The sequence below is a fragment of the Kosakonia oryzendophytica genome, assembly GCF_027886705.1.
Taxonomy (GTDB): Bacteria; Pseudomonadota; Gammaproteobacteria; order Enterobacterales; family Enterobacteriaceae; genus Kosakonia; species Kosakonia oryzendophytica.
On the sequence record NZ_CP115659.1, the window covers coordinates 4,222,131 to 4,247,837 of the forward strand.

Sequence of the window (25,707 nt, forward strand, 5' to 3'; positions counted from 1 at the left end):
CGAAGAGAGATTAGAAGCGGAAGGTTGCTGTCGCCACTACCTGACGCTCTGCGCCCCAGAAACAGCCATAGGCCTGGAAGCAGCTGGAAACATAATCGCGATCAAGCAGATTGTTTACATTCAAAGCAACGCTAGAACCCGCCATACCCAGACGAGCCAGGTCATACTTGATAACAGCATCCATCACCGTCGCACTGCCCACTTTGAATGCGTTATCCGGAGCGCCGTAACTTGAACCGATGAAGCGTCCTCCTGTGCCCAGCGTCAGGCCAGACAATACGCCAGAATGGAAGGTGTAATCGCCCCACAGGGATCCCATGTTGCGCGGCACCTGCTCGACATGATTACCCTTCAGATTGGTATCTTTGGTGTATTCAGCATCGATATAGGTATAAGACGCGGTCACATTGATATTGGCATTCAACGCTGCTTTCGCTTCCAGCTCCACACCACGCGAACGCACTTCCCCTGATGGAACCTGTAACGTCGTATTATTCGGGTCGGTAGTCAGCGTATTGGTCTTCGTCAGCTGATACACCGCTCCACTGAGTACGATCGGCATATCTTTCGGTACATAGCGAATACCGGCTTCATACTGCTCGCCTTTTGAAGGAGCAAAAGCCATACGCGGCGTGCTATAGAGATCGAATGCATTCGGTTCGAAAGACTGGCTGTAGCTGATATAGGGCGCAATACCGTTATCAAAGAGATAGTTAACACCACCACGCCAGGTGAACTGGTGGTCATTGCGATCGACAGAACCCCCATCGGCACGTACGGTCGTCTGCTGATTTGACCAGTCATAACGACCACCCAGCGTAAAGACCCACTTATCCCACTCCGCCTGGTTTTGGGCGTAGATCCCGGTCTGTTTGGTTTCGTTCAATTGGTAAGGCGCGGCATCACCAAAAGTGAAATCTTCCGGTGTATAAGGATTAGAGAGGTCGATAGACGGTGCACTACCAAATGTCGCATTGATATCGTTACGCATGCGCATGAAATCAACGCCGGTCAGCAGAATATGCTCAACTGCACCCGTGGAAAATTTACTCTGTAACTGCGTATCGACGCTGAAGTTCTGGAGACGCTCATTATCGACAACAGTGCCGCGATTAAGGGTATGCCCATCGGCCGCAATACCTGTACCGTATACGCTCTGCTGATCTGTTTTCATCTCAGAGAAGCGCAAGTTCTGGCGCAGGGTAAAGGTGTCATCGAAACCATGTTCAACGCTATAACCGACCATTTTCTGGTTACGGGAATAAGTGTTGTTCTTCGCGCCTTCATTGAAGTCAGTACCAATACGGCTACCGTTCGGCAACGGCTGAACAGTTCCTTCTTTCGGCAACCATCCGTAGTAGCCAGTTTGTGGCTCATTCTGGAAGTAAGAGAGGAAAGTGAAACGGGTTTTATCGTCAGGACGCCAGGTAAAAGAGGGCGCGATGGCATAACGTTTTTGCTTCGCATTAACCTGCTGCTGATCGTTAGAACGGGCGACACCTGTCAGACGGTAGGAAAATTCACCGTTATCATCCAGCGCATCGCTGAAATCAAACCCTGTCTGGTACAGATTATCCGTCCCCATCTTGAACTGGACTTCGTGCAGCGGTTCTGTGGTCGGACGTTTGCTAACCATGGAAATAATGCCACCCGGATTACTCTTTCCATAGAGAACAGAAGTCGGCCCACGCATCAGTTCAACACGCTCTAGCATATAGGGATCGATGACTGCGTCGTTGTAGAAGTTACCCTGCAGTTTCAATCCATCCAGATAATTGTTCTGGCTGAGGCCAACAGAGGTAAACCCGCGGATACTCACAAAGTCATAAGTATTGGACGCGCCGCGGTTACTCACGACAACGCCGGGTGTATAGCCTAACGCCTCTTTTACGGAAGCAGGCTGGCGGATTTGCATCTCTTCGCTGGTCACCACGGAAACAGACTGCGGGGTTTTCTCCAGCGGCGTATCCGTTTTGGTGGCGGTCGCAGAGTGTTTCGCCGCGATCGTCGCCGCCGGCCCCCATGCGCTCTCCTGCGGGGCAGCGGTGGTGACGGTGATGGTCTCTTCTTTTTGGGTCGTTGCTGCCTGTGCATAAACAGACATGCCGCTAACCGCTGTGGCTACAACTACTGCGATTTTACGCAGCGAGGTGTTGACTGGCTGAGCAGTATTGGGACGCGCCATTGTTTTCTCTCTGGATCAATGAGTGAATGATAACGTAAACGATAATTATTATTATGACCGCAGCATAATAGGCGAACGGTTGCCTGTATAGCAAGCAACGCGCCGTCTGAACGGGCTTAAAGGATGAAGAAATAACCAGATAGAAACGGGGAGTTAAAGGGCTATTAAAAGGAATTTACTATCGCGTTATCCGGATGTTTTAGACGACGAAAAAGAAAACCCCCGGCCTTCGACCAGGGGTTTGATGGCACTGTCATGGCTTAGTTGCCGCCAAACATCTCTTTGATCCACCCCGCTACGCCATCGCTTTTCTGCTCCTGCTGCGGCTGTTGCTGTGGTGGTTGTTGTGGCTGCTGTTGCGGCTGCGTCGACGAATCAAACGGGTTACCCGTCTGCGGCTGCATCTGGTTCTGCTGACACAGCGTTTCCGGGCTAGTGGTCCAGACCGGCAGCTGACGTGTACCGCCACCGCCGCAGACAAAGTTACCCATATCGTCGACGCCCATCGTGGTGATATCTTCCGGCGGCGTCAGATCTAACGGGATCGGCGACTGGTTTTCCAGGTAACGCTGATAAATCGCCATTGCGCCGCTGGCGCCATACAATTTGGTCGGCTGGTTATTGTCGCGCCCCACCCAGGTAATGGTGACTTCACGCCCGTCAATACCGGCAAACCAGGTATCGACGTTATTGTTGGTGGTCCCGGTTTTACCCGCCAGGTGCAGCCCCGGATACTTCGCGCCAAGCTGACGGCCCGTACCCCGTTGCACAACCTGCTGCATGGTCCACAGCGTCATATACGCCGCCTGCGCTGGTACTGCACGTTCGGCCTGCGGGAAGCTTTGATAGAGCACGGTGCCGTCTTCAGCGATCACCGAGCGCAGCGCGGAAAGCGGTGCGCGGTTCCCCCCGCTGGCGATCGTCTGGAATGCCTGCGCCACTTCAATCGGCGTCAGGTTCAGCGCCCCAAGCAGCATTGATGGCATTCCCGTCAGCTGATCTTTCGGCGCACCGAGTTTTTCCCAGGTATCCGTCACCGCCGGCAGACCAATCGCCATCCCGAGGTTAACGGTCGGCACGTTCATAGAACGGGTCAGCGCATCCACGAGCATGACCTGACCACTGAAACGGTGGTCATCGTTCTGCGGTGCCCACACCTGGCCATTGGACAGGCGCAGTGAGATCGGCGCATCCGCGATCCACGTATTCAGGCGATATTGATTCGGCTGACTTAACGCGGTCAGATAGGTCGCCGGTTTCGCCAGTGAACCAATCGATCGACGCGCCTGCATCGCACGGTTATAACCGGCAAACTGCGGTGTCGCGCCACCGACCATCGCCCGCACCTCGCCGGTAAAGCGGTCTACCACCACCATCGCGGTTTCAAGGTCGGTCAATTTGCGCTGTTTAATCAGCGCCGGAATGCCATCCACCGCCGCTTTTTCGGCAGCATCCTGCGCCACAGAATCAAAAGTCGTAAAGATCTTCACGCCGGAGAGATCTTTCACTTTGTCGCCCAGCTTCGCCTGCAGCTCCTGACGCACCATCTGCATAAACGCCGGCTGCGGTGAAATCACCCCACCGCGCGGCTGCACGCCGAGTGGACGGGCGCTCAGCATGTCATACAGTTCCTGGTCGATCACGTTCTGCTGTTGCAGCAAGCGCAGCACCAGATTTCGGCGTTCCAGCGCCAGTTTTGGATTGCGCCATGGGTTGTAGACCGAGGCCCCTTTCACCATCCCAACCAGCAACGCCTGCTGATCAAGACTTAGCTCTTCCACCGGACGACCAAAATAGTACAGGCTCGCCAGCGGGAACCCGCGGATCTCGTTATCGCCGCTCTGCCCCAGGTAAACCTCGTTCATATACAGCTCAAGGATGCGATCCTTGCTGTAACGGGCATCCATGATCAGCGCCATATAGGCTTCGTTAGCTTTACGCCAGTAAGAACGCTCGCTGCTGAGGAACAGGTTTTTCACCAGTTGCTGAGTCAGCGTACTCGCCCCCTGCACGGTACGGCCTGCCGTCAGGTTAGCCAGTACCGCACGGCCAATGGAGTAGAAGCTAATGCCATCGTGTTCGTAAAAATGGCGGTCTTCCGTTGCCAGTAGGGTATCCACCAGCAGATCCGGGAATCCGTTACGCGGAACAAACAGACGCTGCTCGCCGTTTGGCGACGAGAGCATGGTGATCAGACGCGGATCGAGGCGGAAGAAACCGAACTGGCGGTTGCTGTCCATATTTTCGATGGTTTCCAGACGATCGCCATCAAACGTCAGACGCGCACGCACCTGCCCTTCTTTACTGTCCGGGAAATCAAACGGACGGCGGATCATCTCAATGCTTTTCGCCTGCACGGTAAACTCGCCGGGACGCGTCATCTTCGTCACCTGGCGGTACTGCGTGGCTTCCAGCAGTTTCACCATCTCGTTTTTACTGACCGCCATATCCGGTTCAAGGTTGACCATGCGACCATAGACCGCTGCGGGCAACTGCCAGACTTTGCCGTCGATACGGGCGCGGATCTTTTGATCCAAATAGACGCCATAAATGGCGCACAGCACGGCAAGGACAATGAAGATTTTCAACAGCAGCCAGAACCAGCCGCGTTTACCCCGGGGCTTCCGGCCTTTGCCTCTTCCTTTTTTCGGCATCGGTTCTTCATCCTCATCGTCATCATCTTCGTACTCGTCATACTCCTCTTCCCGGAGTCGACGACGACTGATCTTCTCTTTTGCCGGACGCGCTGGTTTACCTTTGCGTCCAATTGGCTCGCGGTCATTCCCCGCCATGCTTTACTCTCCGCAACTTTCAGGCGCAAGGGCCTGATTCTCAACTCTTCTGCACAGAGGCAGAAGAAGAAATCTCTCAATTTTCACCCGCGCCGGACGGCAAACACTGACCGGCTCAGGAGTATTTTTTCGTCCGCCGCGTGGGGGCGGTATTCGCCGGATCGTCCGGCCAGACATGTTTCGGGTAGCGCCCCTTCATCTCTTTTTGCACATCGCGCCAGGAACCGGCCCAAAACGCCGCTAAATCACGGGTAATTTGCAGCGGTCGCTGCGCAGGAGAAAGCAGCTCCAGCACCAGCGCCACGCGCCCCTGCGCAATGGTGGGCGTGGTGGCTTCACCAAACATTTCCTGAATGCGAACTGCCAGTACCGGCGGATTATCCTCATGATAGCGAATGGCTATCCGGCTTCCGGTCGGCACAGTGTAATGCCCAGGCAGCTCACTATCCAGCCGTTGACGTAATGACCACGGCAACAGGGTTTGTAACGCCTGCGTAACATCCAGTGCGTTCAGATCGCGCAACGAACGGATCCCCCCCATGTGCGGGAGCAACCACTGCTCCAATGAATCCAGTAACGAAGCGTCATCCACGGCGGGCCATGTCTGCTCCGGCAGCCACTTCGCCGCACAGTGTAATCGCAAACGCAACTGTTCAGCTTCCGGCGTCCAGTTCAGCACCCGCAGCCCTTTATCACGGATGCCATTGAGCATCGCCAGATGCAATTCTTCTTCCGACGGCTTTGCCAGCGGCTGCACTTTTACCGTCAGTTGTCCTATCTGGCTCCGGCGGAACGCTTTCAACGTGCCTTGTGCGTCATCCCATTCAACGGTGTCTGACTGCTGCAATAAGTGCGGGCAACGGGCAATCAGCGCGTCGATATCCAGCGGCAGCGCCAGCAGAATACGGGCATCCGGCGACTGACTCCCTTGCAATAGCAGCGGAGCAATCAGCCACTCATGGCGGCCCAGCGCATCGTCAGCGTCCAGCGTGGCCCCCATACCGTTCGCCAGTTGATAACGCCCCTGCTGACCTCGCCTGCGCGCAATACGATCGGCAAAGGCGCTGGCCAGCAGCGGTGCCAGCGCATCGCTGTCCGGTTCACCGGCCTGGCTTTTCAACCGCCGGGCAAGCTGGCGTGCGCGCTGCTGCCAGTTCGCCTGTTGACGCGCGAACGCCGTGCTGAGATCGCTATTTCCTGCGCGCGGCGGCTCTTCAAGAATGGCCGCCAGTTTCGCCGCAGTAGCTATCTCATCATCACCTTTCGCCGAGGCCAGCATCGCTGCCAGACGCGGATCGCTACCGAGCGCCGCCATCTTCCGGCCTGACGCTGTTAAGCGCCCTTCATCCAGCGCTTGCAACTGTTTCAGGAGATTGCGTGCCGCTGCGAGGTTTACCTCAGGCGGCATATCCAGCCAGTTAAGCCGGGCGGGATCCTGGCATCCCCACAGTAATAATTCCATCAACAGGCCGGATAAATCGCTGTTGAGTATTTCCGGGCTGCTTTGCGCCGCGGCGCGTTCCGCCTGATCTTTGCCCAGTAAATGCAAACAAATCCCGGGTTCAAGACGGCCTGCACGCCCGGCACGCTGCGTCATTGAGGCGACGCTGATACGCTGCGTGATCAGCCGGGTTAAACCAGTACGAGGGTCAAAACGGGCAACGCGTTCCTGTGCGCTATCCACCACCAGCCGTATGCCTTCAATGGTCAGACTGGTTTCGGCAATATTAGTCGCCAGCACCACTTTTCGTTGCCCGGTCGGGGGCGGCAAAATCGCTTTACGCTGTTCGCTTAACGGCAGCACGCCATACAGCGGGCAGAGCACAACATCATTGCCCACGCGGGAAGCGAGCTGCTCCTGAACGCGCAGGATCTCACCTACACCCGGTAAAAACAGCAGCAGTGAACCTGGCTCACTGCGCAACAACTCGGCGGTCGCTTGCGCCACCGCTTCGTCAAAACGCTGATGCGCCGGCAGTGCCTGGAAGCGCTGTTCAATCGGCCAGGCGCGCCCCTGCGAAACGACGACCGGCGCATCCGGCAACAACGCCTGCAAGCGCGCGTTATCCAGCGTCGCGGACATCACCAGCAATTTGAGATCATCACGCAACCCCTGCTGAACATCCAGCAGCAGCGCCAGAGCCAGATCGGCCTGTAAACTGCGTTCGTGGAATTCATCCAGTATCACCAGCCCCACGCCGCTCAGCTCCGGATCGTGCTGGATCAGGCGCGTCAGGATCCCTTCGGTGACCACTTCCAGCCGCGTGTTTGGCCCCACGCAGCTTTCCGCCCGCATGCGATAGCCAACCGTTTCTCCGGGTTTCTCATTAAGAAGTTCCGCCAGCCGCTGCGCAACATTGCGGGCTGCGAGGCGACGCGGCTCCAGCAGTAAAATACGCCCCTCAATAGCGCCCTGTTGCAGCAATTGCAGTGGCAGCCATGTGGATTTCCCGGCCCCGGTCGGCGCGCTCAATAGCACCTGGGGGGCGCGTTGCAACGCAGAAAGGATATCGGGAAGAACAGCGGCGACCGGCAATAAGGACACAAAAGCTCCTGAGGGTTAACATAGAACAGCGCAGTAGTATACCATCGCCGCAAATCATTACCGAGCCATTACCGGGGAGCGCATGTCCGAATCCAAAAGGCTGTTTTTTGCCATTGAGTTACCCGCCGGGATACAGACAGAGGTGGTGCACTGGCGCGCGCAGCACTTTCCGGCCGACGCCGGGCGCCCCATCGCCGCTGCCAACCTCCATCTGACACTGGCATTTCTCGGTGATATCAGCGCGGAGAAACAGCGGGCGCTGGAAACGCTTGCCGGACGGATACAGCAGCCTGGTTTTACGCTGACACTGGATGATGCAGGGCAGTGGCTGCGATCGCGCGTGGTCTGGCTTGGTGCGCGTCAGCCGCCGCGCGGGTTGCTACAGCTGGCGGATATGCTTCGCGCGCAGGCTTCCCGCAGCGGTTGTTACCAAAGTCCGCAGCCTTTCCACCCGCATATCACGCTATTGCGCGACGCCGGTCAGGCGGTGGCTATTCCGCCGCCGGGTTTTCGCTGGACCTTTCCGGTTGGGGCGTTTGCGCTGTATGAATCGCAGTTTATCAACGGACGCACCCGTTATACGGCGCTCAACCGCTGGCCATTAAAACCATAACAATAAGGATCGCCTATGCAGTTTTCCCCGCCGCTAAAACCCGCCACGCTGATTCAGCGCTATAAACGATTTCTTGCCGATGTCATTACGCCAGAGGGCGAAACGCTGACGCTGCATTGCCCCAATACCGGCGCAATGACCGGCTGCGCCACACCTGGCGACACGGTGTGGTATTCCACATCAGAAAATCCTAAACGCAAATATGCGCACACCTGGGAATTAACGCAAACCCGGCAAGGGGCATTTATTTGCGTCAACACGCTGCGCGCAAATACGCTGACCAAAGAGGCGATCCTCGCCGGAAGCCTGCCAGAACTGACCGGCTATAGCGCGCTGAAAAGCGAAGTAAAATATGGTGCGGAACGTAGCAGAATTGATTTTCTGCTACAGGCGGATGATCGCCGCAACTGCTATATTGAAGTGAAATCGGTCACGCTCGCCGAGCAGCAGTCAGGCTTTTTCCCGGATGCGGTCACTCTCCGGGGTCAGAAGCATCTGCGGGAATTAATGAGCGTGGCGGCTAATGGTGATCGCGCTGTAATCCTGTTTGCCGTCTTGCACTCAGCCGTTGAACATTTTTCTCCAGCGCGCCATATTGATGAGGAATACGCACGTTTGTTGAATGACGCACAACGTCAGGGGGTGGAAATTCTCGCTTATAAAGCGGAACTTTCTGCCGATAACATCACTCTGAGTTTGCCGGTGCCTTTCACCGTTTATTAAAGGCAGACGTTTGACTAATAAGTGTTCTGGTCGCGTGCGCAAATACGCTTTTCTTCACAGGGTTGTCAAGTGTTACGTTTAGATATTTGCCATCCGGAAAAGCATCTGTTATTTATAGCGGCCTGATTTTTCCCCCAACCGGGGATCGATAGTGCGTGTTAAGGAGAAGCAACATGCAAGAAGGGCAAAACCGTAAAACATCGTCCCTGAGTATTCTCGCCATCGCTGGGGTGGAGCCGTATCAAGAGAAACCGGGCGAAGAGTATATGAACGAAGCCCAGCTGGCTCACTTCAAGCGCATTCTTGAAGCATGGCGTAATCAACTTAGGGATGAAGTCGATCGCACCGTCACACATATGCAAGACGAAGCTGCAAACTTCCCTGATCCGGTTGATCGTGCCGCACAGGAAGAAGAGTTCAGCCTCGAACTGCGTAACCGTGATCGCGAGCGCAAGCTGATTAAAAAGATCGAGAAGACGCTGAAAAAAGTGGAAGACGAAGATTTCGGCTTCTGTGAATCCTGCGGTGTGGAAATTGGCATCCGCCGCCTGGAAGCGCGTCCGACCGCCGATCTGTGTATCGACTGCAAAACGCTGGCGGAAATCCGCGAAAAACAGATGGCGGGTTAATCACCCGTTATCACTGACGGCACACCACAACACTGTGGCTGCGCCTTATACGGCGGGATTTATTCCCGCCCTATATTTTTTTGCCTGTTGATATGCCTGAACCTGAATCACACTATATTGGGCGCTTTGCGCCATCTCCCTCTGGTGAACTGCATTTTGGTTCGCTGATTGCTGCGCTTGGCAGCTACCTGCAAGCCCGTGCCAGCCAAGGCCTTTGGCTTGTACGCATCGAAGATATTGACCCTCCCCGTGAAATTCCCGGTGCGGCAAACACCATCCTGCGTCAGCTTGAACATTATGGCCTGCAGTGGGACGGCGATGTGCTCTGGCAATCACAACGTCATGAAGCTTACCGCGATGCGCTCGCCACGTTGCAACGTGAAGGATTAAGCTATTACTGCACCTGCTCGCGCGCGCGGATTCAAAGTGTAGGCGGCACTTATGATGGCTATTGCCGTACCCGCCATAACGGCCCGGAAAACGCGGCTGTACGCCTGATGCAACAGCATCCGGTGCTGGCCTTTGATGACAAACTGCGCGGTCATATCATTGCCGATGAAAAACTGGCGCGGGAAGATTTTATTATTCATCGTCGTGATGGGCTGTTTGCTTACAACCTGGCGGTGGTGGTGGATGACCATTTTCAGGGGGTTACCGAGATTGTGCGTGGTGCGGATTTGATCGAACCTACAGTGCGGCAAATCTCTCTCTATCAACACTTCGGCTGGCCGACACCAGAGTACATTCATTTGCCGCTGGCGCTGAATGAGCAGGGAAATAAGCTCTCCAAGCAGAACCATGCGCCTGCCTTGCCTGGCGGCGATCCGCGCCCCATAATAATCATGGCTTTACAATTCCTGAACCAGGATGTAACACAAGAATGGCAGGATCTCAGCATTGAGGCATTGCTGAAAAGGGCAGTGGCGAACTGGGCGCTTTCCCGCGTTCCGGGAGCAGCGTGTGCGAATACAGCATTCTCAAATGCCTCGCGCTGAGCTATGATTAGCCGCTATTTTTTTGTCCTGACGTTTGACACTTACCGAGGTGTACTATTTTTACCCGAGTCGCTAATTTTTGCCGCAAGGTGCTGAGCCGCGAAGAGAGCATGGTCGTTGAGGCTATGGCCCAACCACAGATGACGGTTATTCCGCGTGAGCAGCACGCTATTTCCCGCAAAGATATCAGTGAAAACGCGCTCAAGGTGCTCTATCGTCTGAATAAAGCGGGCTACGACGCTTACCTGGTAGGCGGCGGCGTGCGCGACTTATTGCTGGGCAAAAAACCAAAAGATTTTGACGTCACCACCAGCGCCACCCCGGACCAGGTACGTAAACTGTTCCGCAACTGCCGCCTGGTTGGTCGCCGTTTCCGTCTCGCACATGTGATGTTCGGGCCGGAAATCATCGAAGTCGCCACCTTTCGCGGGCACCATGACGATCAACAAACCGATCGCACCACCTCTCAGCGTGGGCAAAACGGTATGCTGCTGCGCGACAATATCTTCGGTTCCATTGAAGAAGATGCCCAGCGCCGTGACTTCACCATTAACAGCCTCTATTACAGCGTAGCCGATTTTACCGTTCGCGATTATGTGGGCGGTATGCGCGACCTGGAAGACGGCGTGATCCGACTGATTGGCAACCCGGAGACGCGTTACCGCGAAGATCCGGTACGCATGCTGCGCGCTGTACGTTTCGCCGCCAAGCTGAACATGCGTATCAGCGAAGAAACCGCCGAACCCATCCCGCGTCTCGCCACCCTGATCAACGATGTACCGCCAGCGCGCCTGTTTGAGGAGTCGCTCAAATTGTTGCAGGCAGGCTACGGCTACGAAACTTGCCGGCTGCTGCGCGAATACGGTCTGTTCCAGCCGCTGTTCCCGACCATCACGCGCTATTTCACCGAAAACGGCGATAGCCCGATGGAGCATATTATCGAACAGGTGCTGAAGAACACGGATAACCGCATCCGCAATGATATGCGCGTTAACCCGGCGTTTCTGTTTGCTGCCATGTTCTGGTATCCGTTACTGGAGAATGCCCAGCGCATCGCACAAGAAGGCGGGCTGGCCTATTACGACGCTTTTGCGCTGGCGATGAATGATGTGCTGGACGAAGCCTGTCGTTCGTTGGCTATTCCGAAGCGCATCACTACGCTGATTCGCGATATCTGGCAGTTGCAGTTGCGTATGTCCCGTCGTCAGGGGAAACGCGCCTGGAAACTGATGGAACATCCCAAATTCCGCGCTGCCTATGACCTGATGGCGCTGCGCGCCGATGCCGAAAACAACGGTGAGCTGCAACGACTGGTCAAATGGTGGGGTGAATTCCAGGTTTCTGCGCCGCCCGCACAAAAAGATATGCTGGATAATCTGGGTGATGAACCGGCTGAACGCCGTCGTCATCGTCGCCCACGCAAACGCGCGCCGCGTCGTGAGGGCAGTGCGTGACAGTCGCGTATATTGCGCTGGGGAGCAATCTGGCATCACCGCTCGACCAGGTTAATGCCGCCATAACGGCCATTGGGGAGATCCCGCAAAGCCGGATAGTGGCGGTCTCCTCACTCTACCGCACTCCCCCACTCGGCCCGCAGGATCAGCCGGACTATCTCAACGCCGCCGTGGCGCTGGAAACCGAACTCATGCCCGAAGCGCTGCTCGATCATACCCAGCGTATTGAGTTGCAGCAGGGCCGCGTGCGCAAAGCAGAGCGCTGGGGACCACGTACGCTTGACCTGGACATTATGCTGTTCGGTGAATTAACGCTGAATACTCCCCGTCTGACTGTCCCTCATTACGACATGAAAAACCGCGGCTTTATGCTGTGGCCGCTGTTTGAAATCGCGCCAGAGTGCGTGTTCCCGGATGGCATCACCCTGCGGTCAGTACTGGCGCAACTTAACGCTCCGAAACCTGACGCCTGGTAATATTTCCTTTCTGCCCACCCGCATCCCACGGGTTGTCTAAAATCATTGCCCACCTGAGTGTTGCTGTTAGAATGCGCCAAGATTCGTTTTGGACTATCAGGAAACGCTATGAAACCGACCACCATCTCCTGGCTGCACAAGTGCAAGCAGGAAAAGAAACGCTTCGCAACCATCACTGCTTACGACTATAGCTTCGCGAAACTGTTTGCCGAAGAGGGGATTAACGTGATGCTGGTGGGCGACTCGCTTGGGATGACGGTACAAGGTCATGACTCCACCCTGCCGGTAACAGTGGCGGATATCGCCTACCATACTCAGGCCGTACGCCGTGGCGCACCGGCTTGCCTGCTGCTTGCCGATCTGCCATTTATGGCATATGCCACGCCGGAGCAGGCGTTTGAGAACGCTGCTGTGGTGATGCGCGCCGGCGCCAATATGGTCAAAATCGAAGGCGGCGCCTGGCTTGCACCTACCGTCAAAATGCTCACAGAACGTGCCGTGCCGGTGTGCGGGCATCTGGGGTTAACCCCGCAATCGGTGAATATTTTCGGCGGCTATAAAGTCCAGGGGCGCGGTGATGCCGCACAGGGACTGTTTGATGATGCGCTGACGCTGGAAGCCGCAGGCGCGCAGTTGCTGGTGCTGGAATGCGTACCGGTTGAGCTGGCGCAGCGTATTACCGATGCGTTGCATATCCCGGTGATTGGTATTGGTGCAGGCAACGTCACTGATGGTCAGATTCTGGTCATGCACGATGCCTTCGGTATTACCGGCGGCCACATTCCTAAATTCGCTAAAAATTTCCTGAATGAAGCAGGCGACATGCGCGCCGCCGTTAGGCAGTATGTTGCTGAAGTTGAGTCCGGCGTCTATCCGGGCGAAGAACACAGTTTCCATTAAGGAGTCCTGTTGTGTTGATTATTGAAACCCTCCCGCTGCTACGTCAGCATATCCGCCGACTACGCCTGGAAGGTAAACGCATTGCGCTGGTGCCCACCATGGGCAACCTGCATGATGGGCATATGAAACTGGTTGATGAAGCCAAAGCCCGTGCCGATGTGGTGGTAGTGAGCATTTTCGTTAACCCGATGCAGTTTGATCGGCCGGATGATTTGGCGCGTTACCCGCGCACCCTGCAGGAAGATTGTGAAAAGCTGAACAAACGCAAAGCGGATATCGTCTTTGCCCCTGCCCCTGCGGAAATTTACCCACAAGGCACCGATACCCAGACCTATGTCGACGTACCCGGCATCTCCACCATGCTGGAAGGCGCAAGCCGTCCGGGTCATTTCCGGGGTGTATCCACCATCGTTAGTAAGCTGTTTAACATGGTGCAGCCGGACATCGCCTGTTTTGGCGAGAAGGATTACCAGCAGTTACAGCTTATTCGCAAAATGGTGGCGGATATGGGCTACGACATTGAGATTGTCGGCGTGCCCACCGTGCGGGCAAAAGATGGCCTGGCACTGAGCTCACGTAATGGTTACCTCACCGCCGATCAGCGCAAAATCGCTCCGGCGCTCAGCAAAGTAATGAACGTGCTCGCTGATAAACTGCAGGCAGGCGAGCGTAACTGCGAAGAGCTGATTGCGATTGCTGAGCAGGAGGTCAATGACGCCGGTTTACGCGCCGATGATATCCAGATCCGCGATGCAGACACATTGTTGGCGTTATCCGACAGCAGCCAGCGGGCAGTGGTGTTGATGGCGGCATGGCTTGGTCAGGCGCGGCTTATCGACAATAAAGTGGTTGAACTCGCCCATCAGGCGGGGTAAAAAAATGGGCAATACGCCGCCTCTGCTCATGCAGACGTGGCACGCCGTACGGGGGGATACGCATGGAGCCGCCCCCTCTTTCAGGTTACTTATCAGTAGGGTTTAACTTATGATTCGCACAATGCTGCAAGGCAAGCTCCACCGCGTCAAAGTGACACAGGCCGACCTGCATTACGAAGGTTCCTGCGCCATTGACCAGGATTTCCTTGAGGCGGCTGGTATTCTGGAATACGAAGCCATTGATATTTACAACGTGACCAACGGGAAACGTTTTTCCACCTATGCGATTGCCGGTGAGCGCGGCTCAAAAATTATTTCGGTTAACGGTGCGGCAGCGCACTGCGCAGATGTCGGCGATATCCTGATCATCGCCAGCTACGTCACCGTACCGGATGAGGTTGCCCGTAGCTGGCAGCCAAAAGTGGCTTATTTCGATGGCGACAATGAGATGAAACGCACGGCCAAAGCCGTGCCGGTTCAGGTTGCCTGATGCCCTAACCCTGCGGCTGATTACTGATCAGCCGCGACATCGCTTCCAGCGAATCCGTTCTTAGCACATACAGTCGTTTCAGCAAGAACGGATTATCCCCAGGTTTTACCTTTCCACGTACCGTGGTGACCGCCAGATGGAAACCGGCATCATTCGCCGCCTTTACCGCTTTATCGTCATACACGCCAAACGGGTACGCCAGGTAAAGCACGTGCGGGTTGAACTGCGCCAGCGCGCGGCGTGAACGTTTAAAATCAAACAGAAGATTGTGATAGTTGCGGCTCAGTAGAATCGGATGCATGGCATCGTCGACCCGGTGCAGAAAATGGGTATGCGACTGCACATCAAACACATCGCTGATATCGTATAGTTCTGACACGCTCATAAACTGCAGCGTTTTCGGATCCCACGGCTGTGGTTTCAGCTTGATGCGCGACGAGATAATAAACGCCGTAGCTTTGAAATTATATGCACGCAGGATAGGCCAGGCATAACGACTGACGGACTTCAGCCCATCATCAAAGGTGATCACCACCGAACGCGCCGGCAAATTCATACGGTTACGCACATAGCCTTCCAGTTGATACATGGACAAGGTGGTATAGCCCTGATCGCGCAGCCAGGTCATCTGGTTCGTAAACGCACGCACCGATGTGGTGGTCGAGGTATGGCGAAAACGGGTATTCTCTTCATCACGCAGAATATGGTGGTACGTCAGCACGGGAATGCCATTGTCTTCCTGGGCATCCAGGCTACTTACCCACGCCAGTCGGTTGCCAATGCGGATCTGGAACCAGGTCTGGTTCAGACGATCTTTGAGCTTATCAATAATCGGGTAACGCAGATTTTCCGCCAGCGTGCCAAACGGCTCACTGGTCACATCCGGTGCGTTATAGAGCGGTGTGTCCTGCCAGGTAATAAGATTCTGGTTACTGAGCGGCTTGTTCAGATCGCCAAGGCTATCTTCCACGCGCTGATTGCCGGAAACCAGCCCCAAATGCCCTTTGTCGATAAACCCGCTGCCGAAGCCGAAGCGAAATGCATAGTAATCTTCCGCCCCCGGGACGACGGCGATGATTTGCCCGGCGCGAATATTGCCGACGGTAACCACTTTGTCGCCAACTTGCGCCCAGATATCCGCATCTTCGGTGGTTTGCATATAGCGAGCAGGAACACGTTGTTCACTCACAATACTGGCAGAAGCGCTACAGGTTATCAGCAGCAACAGAATGGTAATCAAACGAGACATGAGACGAACCGGTCTGAGAAAGTGAGCCCAGTGTAACAAAGCAGAAACCAATACCAACGGCTCTTTTTAGTACAAAAAATACGCTAATCCTGGGGATTGGCTCTCCCCCGGAGAAGAGAGCCAGATCCGACTTTAGCTGCGCAGCCCCCGCCCGCGCTGGATCAAATACCAGCAGAGCAGATAAAAGGCGACGATAAATACCACCAGTACACCGACCGTGGTTACCAGCGGTACATCGGTAATGCCAAGGAAGCCAAAGCGGAACCCACTTATCATATAGACAATCGGGTTCAGATGAGACAGCGCCTGCCAGAACGGCGGCAGCAGCGTCAATGAATAGAACACCCCGCCAAGATAGGTCAGCGGCGTCAGCACAAATGTCGGGATCAGGCTGATATCATCAAACGTTTTCGCAAAAACTGCGTTCAATAAACCGGCGAGTGAAAACAGCACTGCGGTAAGCAGCAGCGTCAGGGCGACGAACAGCCATGAATGCACCTGAAATGGCACGAAAAACAGCGATACGGCGGTCACCAGTACACCCACGCACAGCCCGCGCGCCACGCCGCCGCCGACATAACCGGCGATAATGACATGCGTCGGCACCGGAGCAACCAGCAACTCTTCTATATTGCGCTGGAATTTCGCGCTAAAGAAAGACGAGGCCACATTGGCGTAAGCGTTGGTGATCACCGCCATCATGATCAACCCCGGCACGATAAATTGCATATAGGTAAAACCGTGCATTTCCCCGATGCGCGAACCAATCAGATTGCCGAAAATAATAAAATAGAGCGTCATGGTGATCACCGGCGGCACCAGCGTTTGCACCCAGATGCGCATAAAACGCTGGATCTCTTTGTGCCAGATACTCTTCAGCGCCACCCAAAAAAGCTGCATCATGCGCTTTCTCCTTTTTTCTCATGCACCAGCGTGACGAACAGCTCTTCGAGACGGTTGGCTTTATTACGCATACTCAATACCTGCACGCCCTGCGCGCTAAGTTGGCTGAACACGCTATTTATCCCCTGCTCACGCAGAACTTCCACTTCCAGCGTGGACGTATCCACCAGCCGGTATTGATACCCTTCCAGCTTCGGTAACGGGCTTTTCGGCGCTAAATCGAGAATAAAGGTCTCTGACTTCAGCTTAGAGAGCAGCGCTTTCATTGAGGTGTTTTCAATCAGGTCGCCGCGCTGAATAATGCCAATATTGCGGCACAACATTTCGGCTTCTTCCAGATAGTGGGTGGTCAGAATAATGGTGGTGCCTTTATCGTTCAGATCCTTCAGAAAGCCCCACATTGAGCGACGTAATTCAATATCCACGCCTGCAGTTGGCTCGTCGAGGATCAGCAGTTTCGGCTCGTGCATCAGCGCACGGGCAATCATCAAACGACGTTTCATGCCGCCGGAAAGCATTCGTGCACGTTCGTTACGTTTTTCCCACAGATCGAGTTGATTCAGGTATTTTTCGCTGCGAACTAACGCCTCTTTACGATCCACGCCGTAGTAACCAGCCTGGTTCACCACAATCTGCTGGACGGTTTCAAACGGGTTAAAGTTAAATTCCTGCGGCACTAGCCCCAGTTGGCGCTTGGCGTTAACAATGTCTTTGTCCAGATCGTAACCAAAGACACTGACGCGCCCGGACGTTTTATTCACCAGCGAACTGATAATCCCAATGGTGGTGGATTTTCCTGCGCCATTCGGCCCAAGAAGTGCATAGAAATCGCCTGCTTCTACTTTCAAATCAATGCCGCGCAGCGCCTGAACGCCGCCCGGATAGGTTTTTTTAAGCTGCTCAAGCTCCAGTGCAATGGTCATGAATTATCACTTACCTGTTTTCTCACACTCGATGTGTGGTTTAAAAAGAGTTGGAGTTAACCTATATTAGCGCAACGCACTTATCTGGTTACAGGTTGTTAACTTCCATGAAAGACATAGATACACTCATCAGCAATAATGCACTATGGTCAAAAATGCTGGTTGAAGAAGATCCCGGATTTTTCGAAACACTGGCACAAGCACAGAAGCCGCGCTTTCTATGGATTGGATGCTCTGACTCCCGCGTTCCTGCCGAACGCCTTACCGGCCTCGAACCTGGCGAACTGTTTGTTCACCGAAATGTTGCCAACTTGGTGATCCACACGGATTTGAACTGCCTCTCCGTGGTTCAGTACGCCGTGGATGTGCTGGAAGTTGAACACATCATCATTTGCGGCCACTATGGCTGCGGCGGTGTCCAGGCCGCGGTTGAAAATCCGGAACTGGGTCTTATCAACAACTGGCTGCTGCATATTCGCGATATCTGGTTTAAACATAGCTCGCTGCTTGGCGAAATGCCGCCGGAGCGTCGTCTCGATACGCTGTGCGAACTGAACGTCATGGAACAGGTGTATAACCTGGGTCACTCGACGATCATGCAGTCCGCATGGAAACGTGGACAGAAAGTGACCATTCACGGCTGGGCCTACGGTATTCATGATGGCCTGCTGCGCGATCTGGATGTCACCGCGACTAACCGCGAAACGCTGGAACAGCGTTACCGTCAGGGTGTGTCTAACCTCAGTCAGAAACACAGCAATCACAAATAACAATCGGGGCCGTCGGCCCCGATTTTTTTATTCTTCCAGCATGACCACTTTGCCAACATAAGGCAGATGGCGATAGCGCTGTGCATAATCAATGCCGTAACCCACCACAAACTCATCCGGAATGGAAAAGCCGACAAACTCAACGGGTACGTCCACTTCACGGCGGGAAGGTTTATCCAGCAAGGTGCAAATCGCCAACGATTTCGGCTCGCGCAAGCTGAGGATTTCACGCACTTTCGACAGCGTATTACCCGAATCGATAATGTCTTCGACGATCAGCACGTCTTTGCCGCGAATGTCTTCGTCCAAATCTTTAAGGATTTTCACATCGCGGGTGGTGGACATGCCGCTGCCGTAGCTGGAGGCGGTCATAAAATCGACTTCGTGAGAAACCTGCACTTCACGGCACAGGTCAGCCATAAACATAAACGATCCACGCAGCAGCCCCACCAGTACCATTTCGCTGCCGCTATCTTTGTAACGTTCAGTGATTTGACGACCCAGCTCAACGATACGCGCTTTGATCTCCGCTTCCGGGATCATCACTTCAACAGTGTGTTTCATTTTAACTAACCATATGATTTAAATCGTAAATCATTCAACACCGGTTGAGAGCGCCGGTAATTGAAACGCAAGATGCGCAGTATACCAGCAAAAAGATTATTAGGTGCCATTCCGCGACAAAGCTCATTTTGTGATGACGATCACACTTGTTAACTCCTATAATGAATTGCTATCAAAATATTAACAAACAGACGAGTGTCTTTTTATGGCAGAAACAAAAACGCAACAGCCGCGGCGTCTGGTGACGCTGACGGCACTGTTCGCAGCCTTTTGCGGGCTGTATCTGTTAATCGGCGGAGCCTGGCTGGTCGCCATTGGCGGCTCCTGGTACTACCCTATCGCAGGCCTGGTAATGCTGGCGGTGACCTGGCTGTTATGGAAAGGTCAGCGTGCTGCATTAGGGGTGTATGCCGCCCTGTTGCTGATCACCATGATATGGGGCGTGTGGGAAGTCGGTTTCGATTTTTGGGCGCTCACACCGCGTAGTGACATCCTGGTCTTCTTCGGTATCTGGCTAATCTTGCCCTTTGTCTGGCGGCGATTAGTTGTCCCCGCCCGTGGCGCGGTCGCTGCGCTGGTGGTGACGCTGCTGGTCAGTGGCGGCATTCTGACGTGGGCCGGTTTTAACGATCCGCAAGAGATCCACGGCACGCTGAGCGCAGAAAGTACGCCTGCACAGGCCATCTCTACAGTTGCTGACAGTGACTGGCCCGCTTACGGCCGTAATCAAGAAGGGCAGCGTTACTCGCCGTTGAAACAGATCAACGCCGATAACGTGCATAATCTGAAAGAAGCGTGGGTGTTTCGCACCGGCGATCTGAAACTGCCAAACGATCCCGGTGAAATTACCAACGAAGTGACGCCCATTAAAGTCGGCGATTCCTTGTTCCTGTGTACGGCGCACCAGCGTCTGTTCGCCCTTGATGCCGCCACGGGTAAAGAGAAATGGCACTTTGATCCGCAACTGAATACCAATCCGAGCTTCCAGCATGTCACCTGCCGTGGCGTTTCTTATCATGAAGCGACCGCTGACAATGCCAGCCCGGATGTGGTGGCGGATTGCCCGCGCCGTATTATCCTGCCAGTGAATGATGGTCGTCTGTTCGCTATCAACGCGGATAACGGTAAGCCGTGTGACTCCTTTGCCAATAAAGGCATTCTCAACCTGCAAACCAATATGCCGGTGACCACGCCGGGCATGTACGAGCCCACCTCGCCGCCAATCGTCACCGATAAGGTGATTATCATTGCCGGTGCTGTAACGGATAACTTCTCCACCCGGGAGCCTTCAGGGGTCATCCGCGGTTTCGATATCAATACCGGTAAACTGCTGTGGGCCTTCGATCCGGGTGCGAAAGATCCAAATGCGATCCCCGCCGATGAACACCATTATACCGTCAACTCGCCGAATTCCTGGGCGCCTGCCGCCTATGACGCGAAGCTGGATTTGGTCTATCTACCGATGGGCGTCACCACGCCGGATATCTGGGGCGGTAAACGCACACCCGAGCAGGAGCGTTACGCCAGCTCAATCGTCGCGCTGAACGCGACCACCGGCAAACTGGCCTGGAGCTACCAGACCGTTCACCACGATTTGTGGGACATGGATATGCCGTCGCAGCCAACGCTGGCGGATATCAGCGTCAACGGCAAAACGGTTCCGGTGATTTATGCTCCGGCGAAAACCGGCAACATTTTCGTACTGGATCGTCGTAATGGCGAACTGGTCGTGCCCGCGCCGGAAAAACCGGTACCGCAAGGGGCTGCCAAAGGTGATTACGTCACCCCTACCCAGCCGTTCTCCGATCTGAGCTTCCGTCCGAAGAAAGATCTCAGCGGGGCGGACATGTGGGGTGCCACCATGTTCGATCAACTGGTGTGCCGCGTCATGTTCCACCAGATGCGCTATGAAGGCATTTTCACCCCACCGTCGGAACAGGGCACGCTGGTGTTCCCGGGTAACCTGGGGATGTTCGAATGGGGCGGCATCTCTGTCGATCCGCATCGCCAGGTCGCCATTGCCAACCCGATGGCACTACCGTTTGTGTCGAAACTGATCCCGCGCGGTCCGGGTAACCCGATGGAACCGCCGAAAGACGCGAAAGGCACCGGTTCTGAGTCAGGCATCCAGCCGCAGTACGGTGTACCGTATGGCGTCACGTTGAACCCGTTCCTGTCACCGTTCGGTCTGCCGTGTAAACAACCGGCATGGGGTTACATTTCCGCTCTCGATTTGAAAACCAATCAGGTGGTGTGGAAAAAACGTATTGGTACGCCGCAGGACAGCATGCCGTTCCCGATGCCGGTTCCGGTACCGTTCAATATGGGGATGCCGATGCTTGGCGGCCCGATCTCCACAGCGGGTAATGTGCTGTTTATCGCGGCAACTGCTGATAATTACCTGCGCGCTTACAATATGAGCAACGGAGAGAAACTGTGGCAAGGTCGATTGCCAGCGGGCGGTCAGGCCACGCCGATGACCTATGAAGTCAATGGCAAACAGTATGTGGTCATTTCCGCTGGTGGTCACGGATCGTTCGGCACCAAAATGGGCGACTATATCGTCGCCTATGCACTGCCGGATGACGCCAAATAAAGAGAATGCAAGCCCGGTAGCGAGGTTGCGTACCGGGCCGCTCACTCTCCAGCCGGAGGCGCGTTTTGACGCCCTCCGGCTTTTTTACACCGTAAACCCTAACATCATCCCGGTATCTTCATGCTCCAGCAGATGGCAGTGCGCCATATAAGCATGCTCTTTTGGCGCGTCATGCTGGAAGCGAACTAACACTTCACTGCGTGCCCCGTAGACATTCACGGTATCTTTCCAGCCCGCACGATGCGCCGCAGGCGGTTTCCCGTTTTCTGACAGAATACGGAACTGGGTCCCGTGAATATGGAAAGGGTGCAGCATCATGTCGCCTTCGCCCGAGATCACCCAGCGTTCGTACTGCCCTTTTTGCGCCGCAAACGCCGGTGTGGTCATATCGAAGGCTTTGCCGTTGATCCGGTTGGCAGAGTGGAAATCAAACCCACCGTTACCGTGGTTCATCGCACCATGATCACTCTTCATTCCGCCATGGTTCATCTGACCATGATCCATTTGCATCGAGCCCATCTGCCCGTGGCTCATCGGCATATTCCCGCTCTGGGTATGGTTCATTTGCCCATGGCCCATCATCATGCCGGCCATTGCCGCGTCACCGTACTTCTGTTGTAACGCCTGCATCCCCATCATATCGAGCATCGGGTCCATCGACAGTTGCAGCGTCCGTTGTGTTAACCCTTCGAGCGGTGGCAATGCGGGCAACGATGCGAGCTTATCGGGCAATATGCTGGAAGCGGTGACCTGCAACGGCTGAATACGCAGCACCGGCTGCGGCTGGTCAAACGGCGCAACCGTCATCCCCATCTGCTGTACCGGCAGCGTAACAATATCGAAGGGCTTACCGTCGCTGATATCCACTAATACCTCGAACCGCTCCCCCATCAACATCGGTAATTCATTGACCTTGACAGGTTCACTTAGCAAACCGCCGTCGCTCGCTATCACATACAGCGGGCGTTTATCACTGGCGGCAACATTAAGCGAACGCGCATTGCAGCCATTGAGCAAACGCAGACGTAACCAGCCTCGTGGTGCGGCATGCTGGGGATACACCGCGCCATTAGTCAGTAAGGTATCGCCAAACCAGCCCACGGCTGCGCTCATCACATCAAGCTGATAATCAATTTGCCCCTGCGCGGTAAATCTTTTGTCCTGCATAATCAGCGGAACATCGTCAATGCCCCACTGTTGCGGCAGGCGCAGTTGGCGAAGCGTATCATCTTCAATCAGTACCAGCCCGGCGAGCCCCATCGCCACCTGGCGACCGGTTTTACCGTGTTGATGTGGGTGGAACCAGCAGGTTGCCGCCTGTTGCGTAGGGGTAAAGGTTACCGTACGGCTACCACCGGGTTTGATTACCCCTTGCGGCCCGCCATCAACCTCCCCTGCAACTTCAACGCCGTGCCAGTGCACGGTGGTCTCTTCGGCCAGTGTATTACGGATCTCAACTGTAACGGCGCGGCCCTGACGGAGCTGAAGCGCAGGCCCTAGCAGTGAGCCGTTGTAACCCCAGGTGGTTGCAGATTTACCGCCGAACAGGGTTTCCCCTGCGTGTACCGTAAGCTGAATACGGTTTTGCGCATCGGGACTGAGCAGTGGCGGGACGGGAAGTGTCGGGCGTTCAGCGGCAAACAGCGATCGGCTCCACAGTGGCAGCGCGCTCATTACGCCTAACGCGGCGGAATATTTCAAAAAATCACGGCGTTGCATGGGCATTTCCTTATCAATTGCAGGCGATATTTTGAGCATAAACCCTCCCCCTGCCGGAAGGTCAAGAAATCAGATAATAATAAATATCGTCGCCCTATCAGGACTGTGCTAACGTTTAAATTCCGTTACGCCGTGGTAGAAATAATGAAGACGTTTTTCAGAACAGTAGTCCTCGGCAGCCTGCTGGCTGTCTCCGCAAACAGTTATGCGCTAAGTGAATCCGAAGCTGAAGATATGGCCGATCTGACGGCCGTGTTTGTATTTCTGAAAAACGACTGCGGCTATAACAACTTGCCTAACGGGCAGATCCGTCGCGCACTGGTCTTTTTCGCCCAGCAAAACCAGTGGGATCTCAGCAACTATGACACCTGGGATATGAAATCGCTGGGTGAAGATAGCTACCGCGACCTGAGCGGCATCGGTATTCCTACCGCCAAAAAATGTAAAGCCCTCGCTCGCGACTCCCTTAGCCTTCTCGCCTACGTTAAATAATCGTCCCCTGTTCCATCTTGCTTCTGGCCGCGCTGCGACACGAAGCAAGACGGGATAACGGTGATATTCTGACCGTGCAACCACGGTCAGAGTTAGCTATGATGTTGCGCCCATTTTCGCGGTGTTAACAAAGGAGCAACCTATGGCCGACAACCCCGTGTGGCACGAAACCCTGCACGACCACTTTGGTCAATACTTTGCCGTTGATAACGTGCTGTATCACGAGAAAACCGATCATCAGGATCTGGTCATCTTCGAGAACGCCGCGTTTGGTCGCGTAATGGCGCTGGATGGCGTTGTTCAGACCACCGAACGTGATGAGTTCATCTACCACGAAATGATGACCCATGTTCCGCTGCTGGCTCATGGTCATGCAAAAGATGTGTTAATCATCGGCGGTGGCGATGGCGCCATGTTGCGTGAAGTCTCGCGCCATAAAAATATTGCCACCATCACCATGGTGGAAATCGACGCCGGCGTCGTCTCTTTCTGCCGTCAATATCTGCCGAATCACAGCGCCGGGGCGTATGACGATCCCCGTTTTCAGTTGGTGATCGACGATGGCGTCAATTTTGTTAACCACACCCGCCAGACATTCGACGTGATCATTTCTGACTGCACCGATCCTATCGGTCCGGGGGAGAGCCTGTTCACCTCCGCCTTTTATGAAGGCTGTAAACGCTGTCTGAACCCGGGCGGGATTTTCGTGGCGCAGAATGGCGTAAGCTTTCTGCAACAAGAGGAGGTCACCGGCAGTTATCGCAAATTGAGTCACTATTTTAGCGACGTCAGTTTTTATCAGGCAGCGGTTCCGACCTACTACGGCGGCATCATGACGTTTGCCTGGGCGACGGATAACGAAGCATTGCGCCACCTCTCAACCGGGATCATCGCCGCCCGTTTCCATACTGCCGCAATAACCTGCCGTTACTATAATCCGGCGATTCATACCGCGGCTTTCGCCTTGCCACAATATGTGCAAGACGCCCTGTCTTCCTAAGGAGGTGATGAAAATTGAAAAAGCTGAAGCTGCATGGCTTTAACAACCTGACGAAAAGCCTGAGTTTTTGTATCTACGACATCTGCTACGCCAAGACGGCGGAAGAGCGTGACGGCTACATTGCCTATATTGATGAACTCTATAACGCCAACCGTCTGACAGAGATCCTGAGCGAAACCTGCAATATTATCGGTGCTAATATCCTGAACATTGCCCGCCAGGATTACGAGCCGCAGGGCGCGAGCGTGACCATTCTGGTGAGCGAAGAACCCGTCGACCCGCAGCTTATTGATAAAACCGAACACCCAGGCCCGCTGCCGGAAGCCGTGGTCGCCCATCTGGATAAGAGCCATATTTGCGTCCATACCTACCCGGAAAGCCATCCTGAGGGAGGTTTGTGCACATTCCGCGCCGATATCGAGGTCTCCACTTGCGGCGTTATCTCTCCGCTCAAAGCGCTGAATTACCTGATCCACCAGTTAGAGTCAGATATTGTCACGGTCGATTACCGCGTGCGCGGCTTTACCCGCGACATTAATGGCATGAAGCATTTTATCGATCATGAGATTAATTCGATTCAGAACTTTATGTCTGATGACATGAAATCACTGTACGACATGGTGGATGTGAACGTTTATCAGGAAAATATCTTTCATACCAAGATGTTGCTTAAAGAGTTCGATCTTAAGCACTACATGTTCCATACCAAACCGGAAGACCTGACTACAGAAGAACGCAAAGAGATCACAGAAGCGTTGTGGAAAGAGATGCGCGAGATCTACTACGGCCGCAATATTCCAGCCGTATAACCTGC

At 54.6% G+C, this 25,707-nt stretch carries 22 protein-coding genes; 14 read left to right on the forward strand and 8 right to left on the reverse strand.

All coding sequences use genetic code 11. From position 1 onward, the window contains the following. Positions 1-10: 10 nt before the first annotated feature. The 3 genes from fhuA to hrpB form a co-directional block, all read right to left on the reverse strand. Positions 11-2,185 (reverse strand): ferrichrome porin FhuA, encoded by a 2,175-nt coding sequence (gene fhuA / locus O9K67_RS20415; protein ID WP_061497604.1) that lies wholly within the window; start codon positions 2,183-2,185, stop codon positions 11-13. 260 nt (positions 2,186-2,445) lie between these two features. After that, a complete protein-coding gene (gene mrcB, locus O9K67_RS20420; RefSeq protein ID WP_061497605.1) occupies positions 2,446-4,977 on the reverse strand; it encodes a bifunctional glycosyl transferase/transpeptidase in 2,532 nt (843 codons plus the stop codon). Positions 4,978-5,092: 115 nt separating this feature from the next. Continuing rightward, positions 5,093-7,522 carry an ATP-dependent helicase HrpB gene (gene hrpB, locus O9K67_RS20425; RefSeq protein WP_061497607.1) on the reverse strand — a complete coding sequence of 810 codons (2,430 nt, stop codon included), beginning with the start codon at positions 7,520-7,522 and terminating at the stop codon, positions 5,093-5,095. An 82-nt stretch (positions 7,523-7,604) separates the two neighbouring features. Here hrpB and thpR point away from each other — a divergent pair, with 82 nt between their 5' ends. The 9 genes from thpR (at position 7,605) to panD (ending at position 14,677) form a co-directional block, all read left to right on the forward strand. Continuing rightward, complete coding sequence (gene thpR / locus O9K67_RS20430; protein ID WP_061497609.1) at positions 7,605-8,135, forward strand: RNA 2',3'-cyclic phosphodiesterase; 531 nt, start codon at positions 7,605-7,607, stop codon at positions 8,133-8,135. Between the two features lie 15 nt (positions 8,136-8,150). Beyond that, entirely contained in the window at positions 8,151-8,858 is a 708-nt protein-coding gene (sfsA, locus tag O9K67_RS20435; protein WP_061497611.1) for a DNA/RNA nuclease SfsA, read from the forward strand. A 173-nt stretch (positions 8,859-9,031) separates the two neighbouring features. Continuing rightward, the gene (gene dksA / locus O9K67_RS20440) at positions 9,032-9,487 is read left to right on the forward strand and encodes an RNA polymerase-binding protein DksA (protein ID WP_007373199.1); all 456 of its coding nucleotides are present in this window, start codon (positions 9,032-9,034) and stop codon (positions 9,485-9,487) included. 92 nt (positions 9,488-9,579) lie between these two features. Further along, complete coding sequence (gluQRS, locus tag O9K67_RS20445) at positions 9,580-10,482, forward strand: tRNA glutamyl-Q(34) synthetase GluQRS (protein WP_061497612.1); 903 nt, start codon at positions 9,580-9,582, stop codon at positions 10,480-10,482. A 56-nt stretch (positions 10,483-10,538) separates the two neighbouring features. Beyond that, positions 10,539-11,936 carry a polynucleotide adenylyltransferase PcnB gene (pcnB, locus tag O9K67_RS20450; RefSeq protein WP_071890601.1) on the forward strand — a complete coding sequence of 466 codons (1,398 nt, stop codon included), beginning with the start codon at positions 10,539-10,541 and terminating at the stop codon, positions 11,934-11,936. Then, entirely contained in the window at positions 11,933-12,412 is a 480-nt protein-coding gene (gene folK, locus O9K67_RS20455) for a 2-amino-4-hydroxy-6-hydroxymethyldihydropteridine diphosphokinase (RefSeq protein ID WP_061497616.1), read from the forward strand. Before pcnB ends, folK begins: the two co-directional genes overlap by 4 nt. A gap of 108 nt (positions 12,413-12,520) precedes the next feature. Next, entirely contained in the window at positions 12,521-13,312 is a 792-nt protein-coding gene (gene panB, locus O9K67_RS20460) for a 3-methyl-2-oxobutanoate hydroxymethyltransferase (RefSeq protein WP_061497619.1), read from the forward strand. 11 nt (positions 13,313-13,323) lie between these two features. Further along, positions 13,324-14,187 carry a pantoate--beta-alanine ligase gene (gene panC, locus O9K67_RS20465; protein WP_061497622.1) on the forward strand — a complete coding sequence of 288 codons (864 nt, stop codon included), beginning with the start codon at positions 13,324-13,326 and terminating at the stop codon, positions 14,185-14,187. A 109-nt stretch (positions 14,188-14,296) separates the two neighbouring features. Beyond that, entirely contained in the window at positions 14,297-14,677 is a 381-nt protein-coding gene (gene panD, locus O9K67_RS20470; protein ID WP_061497624.1) for an aspartate 1-decarboxylase, read from the forward strand. Positions 14,678-14,681: 4 nt separating this feature from the next. Here the strand turns inward: panD and O9K67_RS20475 are convergent, their stop codons facing one another. From O9K67_RS20475 to O9K67_RS20485, 3 genes are all read right to left on the reverse strand, one after another. Next, positions 14,682-15,926 carry a polysaccharide deacetylase family protein gene (locus O9K67_RS20475; protein ID WP_061497625.1) on the reverse strand — a complete coding sequence of 415 codons (1,245 nt, stop codon included), beginning with the start codon at positions 15,924-15,926 and terminating at the stop codon, positions 14,682-14,684. 132 nt (positions 15,927-16,058) lie between these two features. Next, positions 16,059-16,829, reverse strand: a complete 771-nt coding sequence (locus O9K67_RS20480; RefSeq protein ID WP_061497627.1) for an ABC transporter permease — start codon at positions 16,827-16,829, stop codon at positions 16,059-16,061. Beyond that, complete coding sequence (locus O9K67_RS20485; protein WP_061497629.1) at positions 16,826-17,752, reverse strand: ABC transporter ATP-binding protein; 927 nt, start codon at positions 17,750-17,752, stop codon at positions 16,826-16,828. The genes O9K67_RS20480 and O9K67_RS20485 overlap by 4 nt, the downstream gene beginning before the upstream one ends. A 107-nt stretch (positions 17,753-17,859) precedes the next feature. On the opposite strand from O9K67_RS20485, the gene can reads away from it, so the two are divergent. Further along, on the forward strand, positions 17,860-18,522 hold the full coding sequence (can, locus tag O9K67_RS20490) for a carbonate dehydratase (RefSeq protein WP_061497631.1): 663 nt from the start codon (positions 17,860-17,862) through the stop codon (positions 18,520-18,522). Positions 18,523-18,549: 27 nt separating this feature from the next. Here can and hpt read toward each other — a convergent pair whose 3' ends face one another. Further along, a complete protein-coding gene (gene hpt, locus O9K67_RS20495; protein WP_061497633.1) occupies positions 18,550-19,086 on the reverse strand; it encodes a hypoxanthine phosphoribosyltransferase in 537 nt (178 codons plus the stop codon). 205 nt (positions 19,087-19,291) lie between these two features. On the opposite strand from hpt, the gene O9K67_RS20500 reads away from it, so the two are divergent. Then, the gene (locus O9K67_RS20500; protein ID WP_061497635.1) at positions 19,292-21,682 is read left to right on the forward strand and encodes a glucose/quinate/shikimate family membrane-bound PQQ-dependent dehydrogenase; all 2,391 of its coding nucleotides are present in this window, start codon (positions 19,292-19,294) and stop codon (positions 21,680-21,682) included. 84 nt (positions 21,683-21,766) lie between these two features. Here the strand turns inward: O9K67_RS20500 and cueO are convergent, their stop codons facing one another. Next, positions 21,767-23,401, reverse strand: coding sequence for a multicopper oxidase CueO (gene cueO / locus O9K67_RS20505; RefSeq protein WP_061497636.1), 1,635 nt, complete (start codon positions 23,399-23,401; stop codon positions 21,767-21,769). Positions 23,402-23,545: 144 nt separating this feature from the next. Here cueO and O9K67_RS20510 point away from each other — a divergent pair, with 144 nt between their 5' ends. The 3 genes from O9K67_RS20510 to speD all read left to right on the forward strand — a co-directional run bounded on the left by O9K67_RS20510 (position 23,546) and on the right by speD (position 25,702). After that, positions 23,546-23,893 carry a YacC family pilotin-like protein gene (locus tag O9K67_RS20510; protein WP_061497638.1) on the forward strand — a complete coding sequence of 116 codons (348 nt, stop codon included), beginning with the start codon at positions 23,546-23,548 and terminating at the stop codon, positions 23,891-23,893. A 142-nt stretch (positions 23,894-24,035) separates the two neighbouring features. Continuing rightward, positions 24,036-24,893, forward strand: coding sequence for a polyamine aminopropyltransferase (gene speE / locus O9K67_RS20515; RefSeq protein ID WP_061497640.1), 858 nt, complete (start codon positions 24,036-24,038; stop codon positions 24,891-24,893). A 14-nt stretch (positions 24,894-24,907) separates the two neighbouring features. Next, the gene (gene speD, locus O9K67_RS20520) at positions 24,908-25,702 is read left to right on the forward strand and encodes an adenosylmethionine decarboxylase (protein ID WP_061497642.1); all 795 of its coding nucleotides are present in this window, start codon (positions 24,908-24,910) and stop codon (positions 25,700-25,702) included. Positions 25,703-25,707 lie beyond the last annotated feature (5 nt).

Coding starts and splice junctions, on each gene's coding strand:
- fhuA (WP_061497604.1), bottom strand. CDS start 2,185: ATGGCGCGTCCCAATACTGCTCAGCCAGTCAACACCTCGCTGCGTAAA.
- mrcB (WP_061497605.1), bottom strand. CDS start 4,977: ATGGCGGGGAATGACCGCGAGCCAATTGGACGCAAAGGTAAACCAGCG.
- thpR (WP_061497609.1), top strand. CDS start 7,605: ATGTCCGAATCCAAAAGGCTGTTTTTTGCCATTGAGTTACCCGCCGGG.
- sfsA (WP_061497611.1), top strand. CDS start 8,151: ATGCAGTTTTCCCCGCCGCTAAAACCCGCCACGCTGATTCAGCGCTAT.
- dksA (WP_007373199.1), top strand. CDS start 9,032: ATGCAAGAAGGGCAAAACCGTAAAACATCGTCCCTGAGTATTCTCGCC.
- gluQRS (WP_061497612.1), top strand. CDS start 9,580: ATGCCTGAACCTGAATCACACTATATTGGGCGCTTTGCGCCATCTCCC.
- panB (WP_061497619.1), top strand. CDS start 12,521: ATGAAACCGACCACCATCTCCTGGCTGCACAAGTGCAAGCAGGAAAAG.
- panD (WP_061497624.1), top strand. CDS start 14,297: ATGATTCGCACAATGCTGCAAGGCAAGCTCCACCGCGTCAAAGTGACA.
- O9K67_RS20475 (WP_061497625.1), bottom strand. CDS start 15,926: ATGTCTCGTTTGATTACCATTCTGTTGCTGCTGATAACCTGTAGCGCT.
- O9K67_RS20480 (WP_061497627.1), bottom strand. CDS start 16,829: ATGATGCAGCTTTTTTGGGTGGCGCTGAAGAGTATCTGGCACAAAGAG.
- O9K67_RS20485 (WP_061497629.1), bottom strand. CDS start 17,752: ATGACCATTGCACTGGAGCTTGAGCAGCTTAAAAAAACCTATCCGGGC.
- can (WP_061497631.1), top strand. CDS start 17,860: ATGAAAGACATAGATACACTCATCAGCAATAATGCACTATGGTCAAAA.
- hpt (WP_061497633.1), bottom strand. CDS start 19,086: ATGAAACACACTGTTGAAGTGATGATCCCGGAAGCGGAGATCAAAGCG.
- O9K67_RS20500 (WP_061497635.1), top strand. CDS start 19,292: ATGGCAGAAACAAAAACGCAACAGCCGCGGCGTCTGGTGACGCTGACG.
- cueO (WP_061497636.1), bottom strand. CDS start 23,401: ATGCAACGCCGTGATTTTTTGAAATATTCCGCCGCGTTAGGCGTAATG.
- O9K67_RS20510 (WP_061497638.1), top strand. CDS start 23,546: ATGAAGACGTTTTTCAGAACAGTAGTCCTCGGCAGCCTGCTGGCTGTC.
- speE (WP_061497640.1), top strand. CDS start 24,036: ATGGCCGACAACCCCGTGTGGCACGAAACCCTGCACGACCACTTTGGT.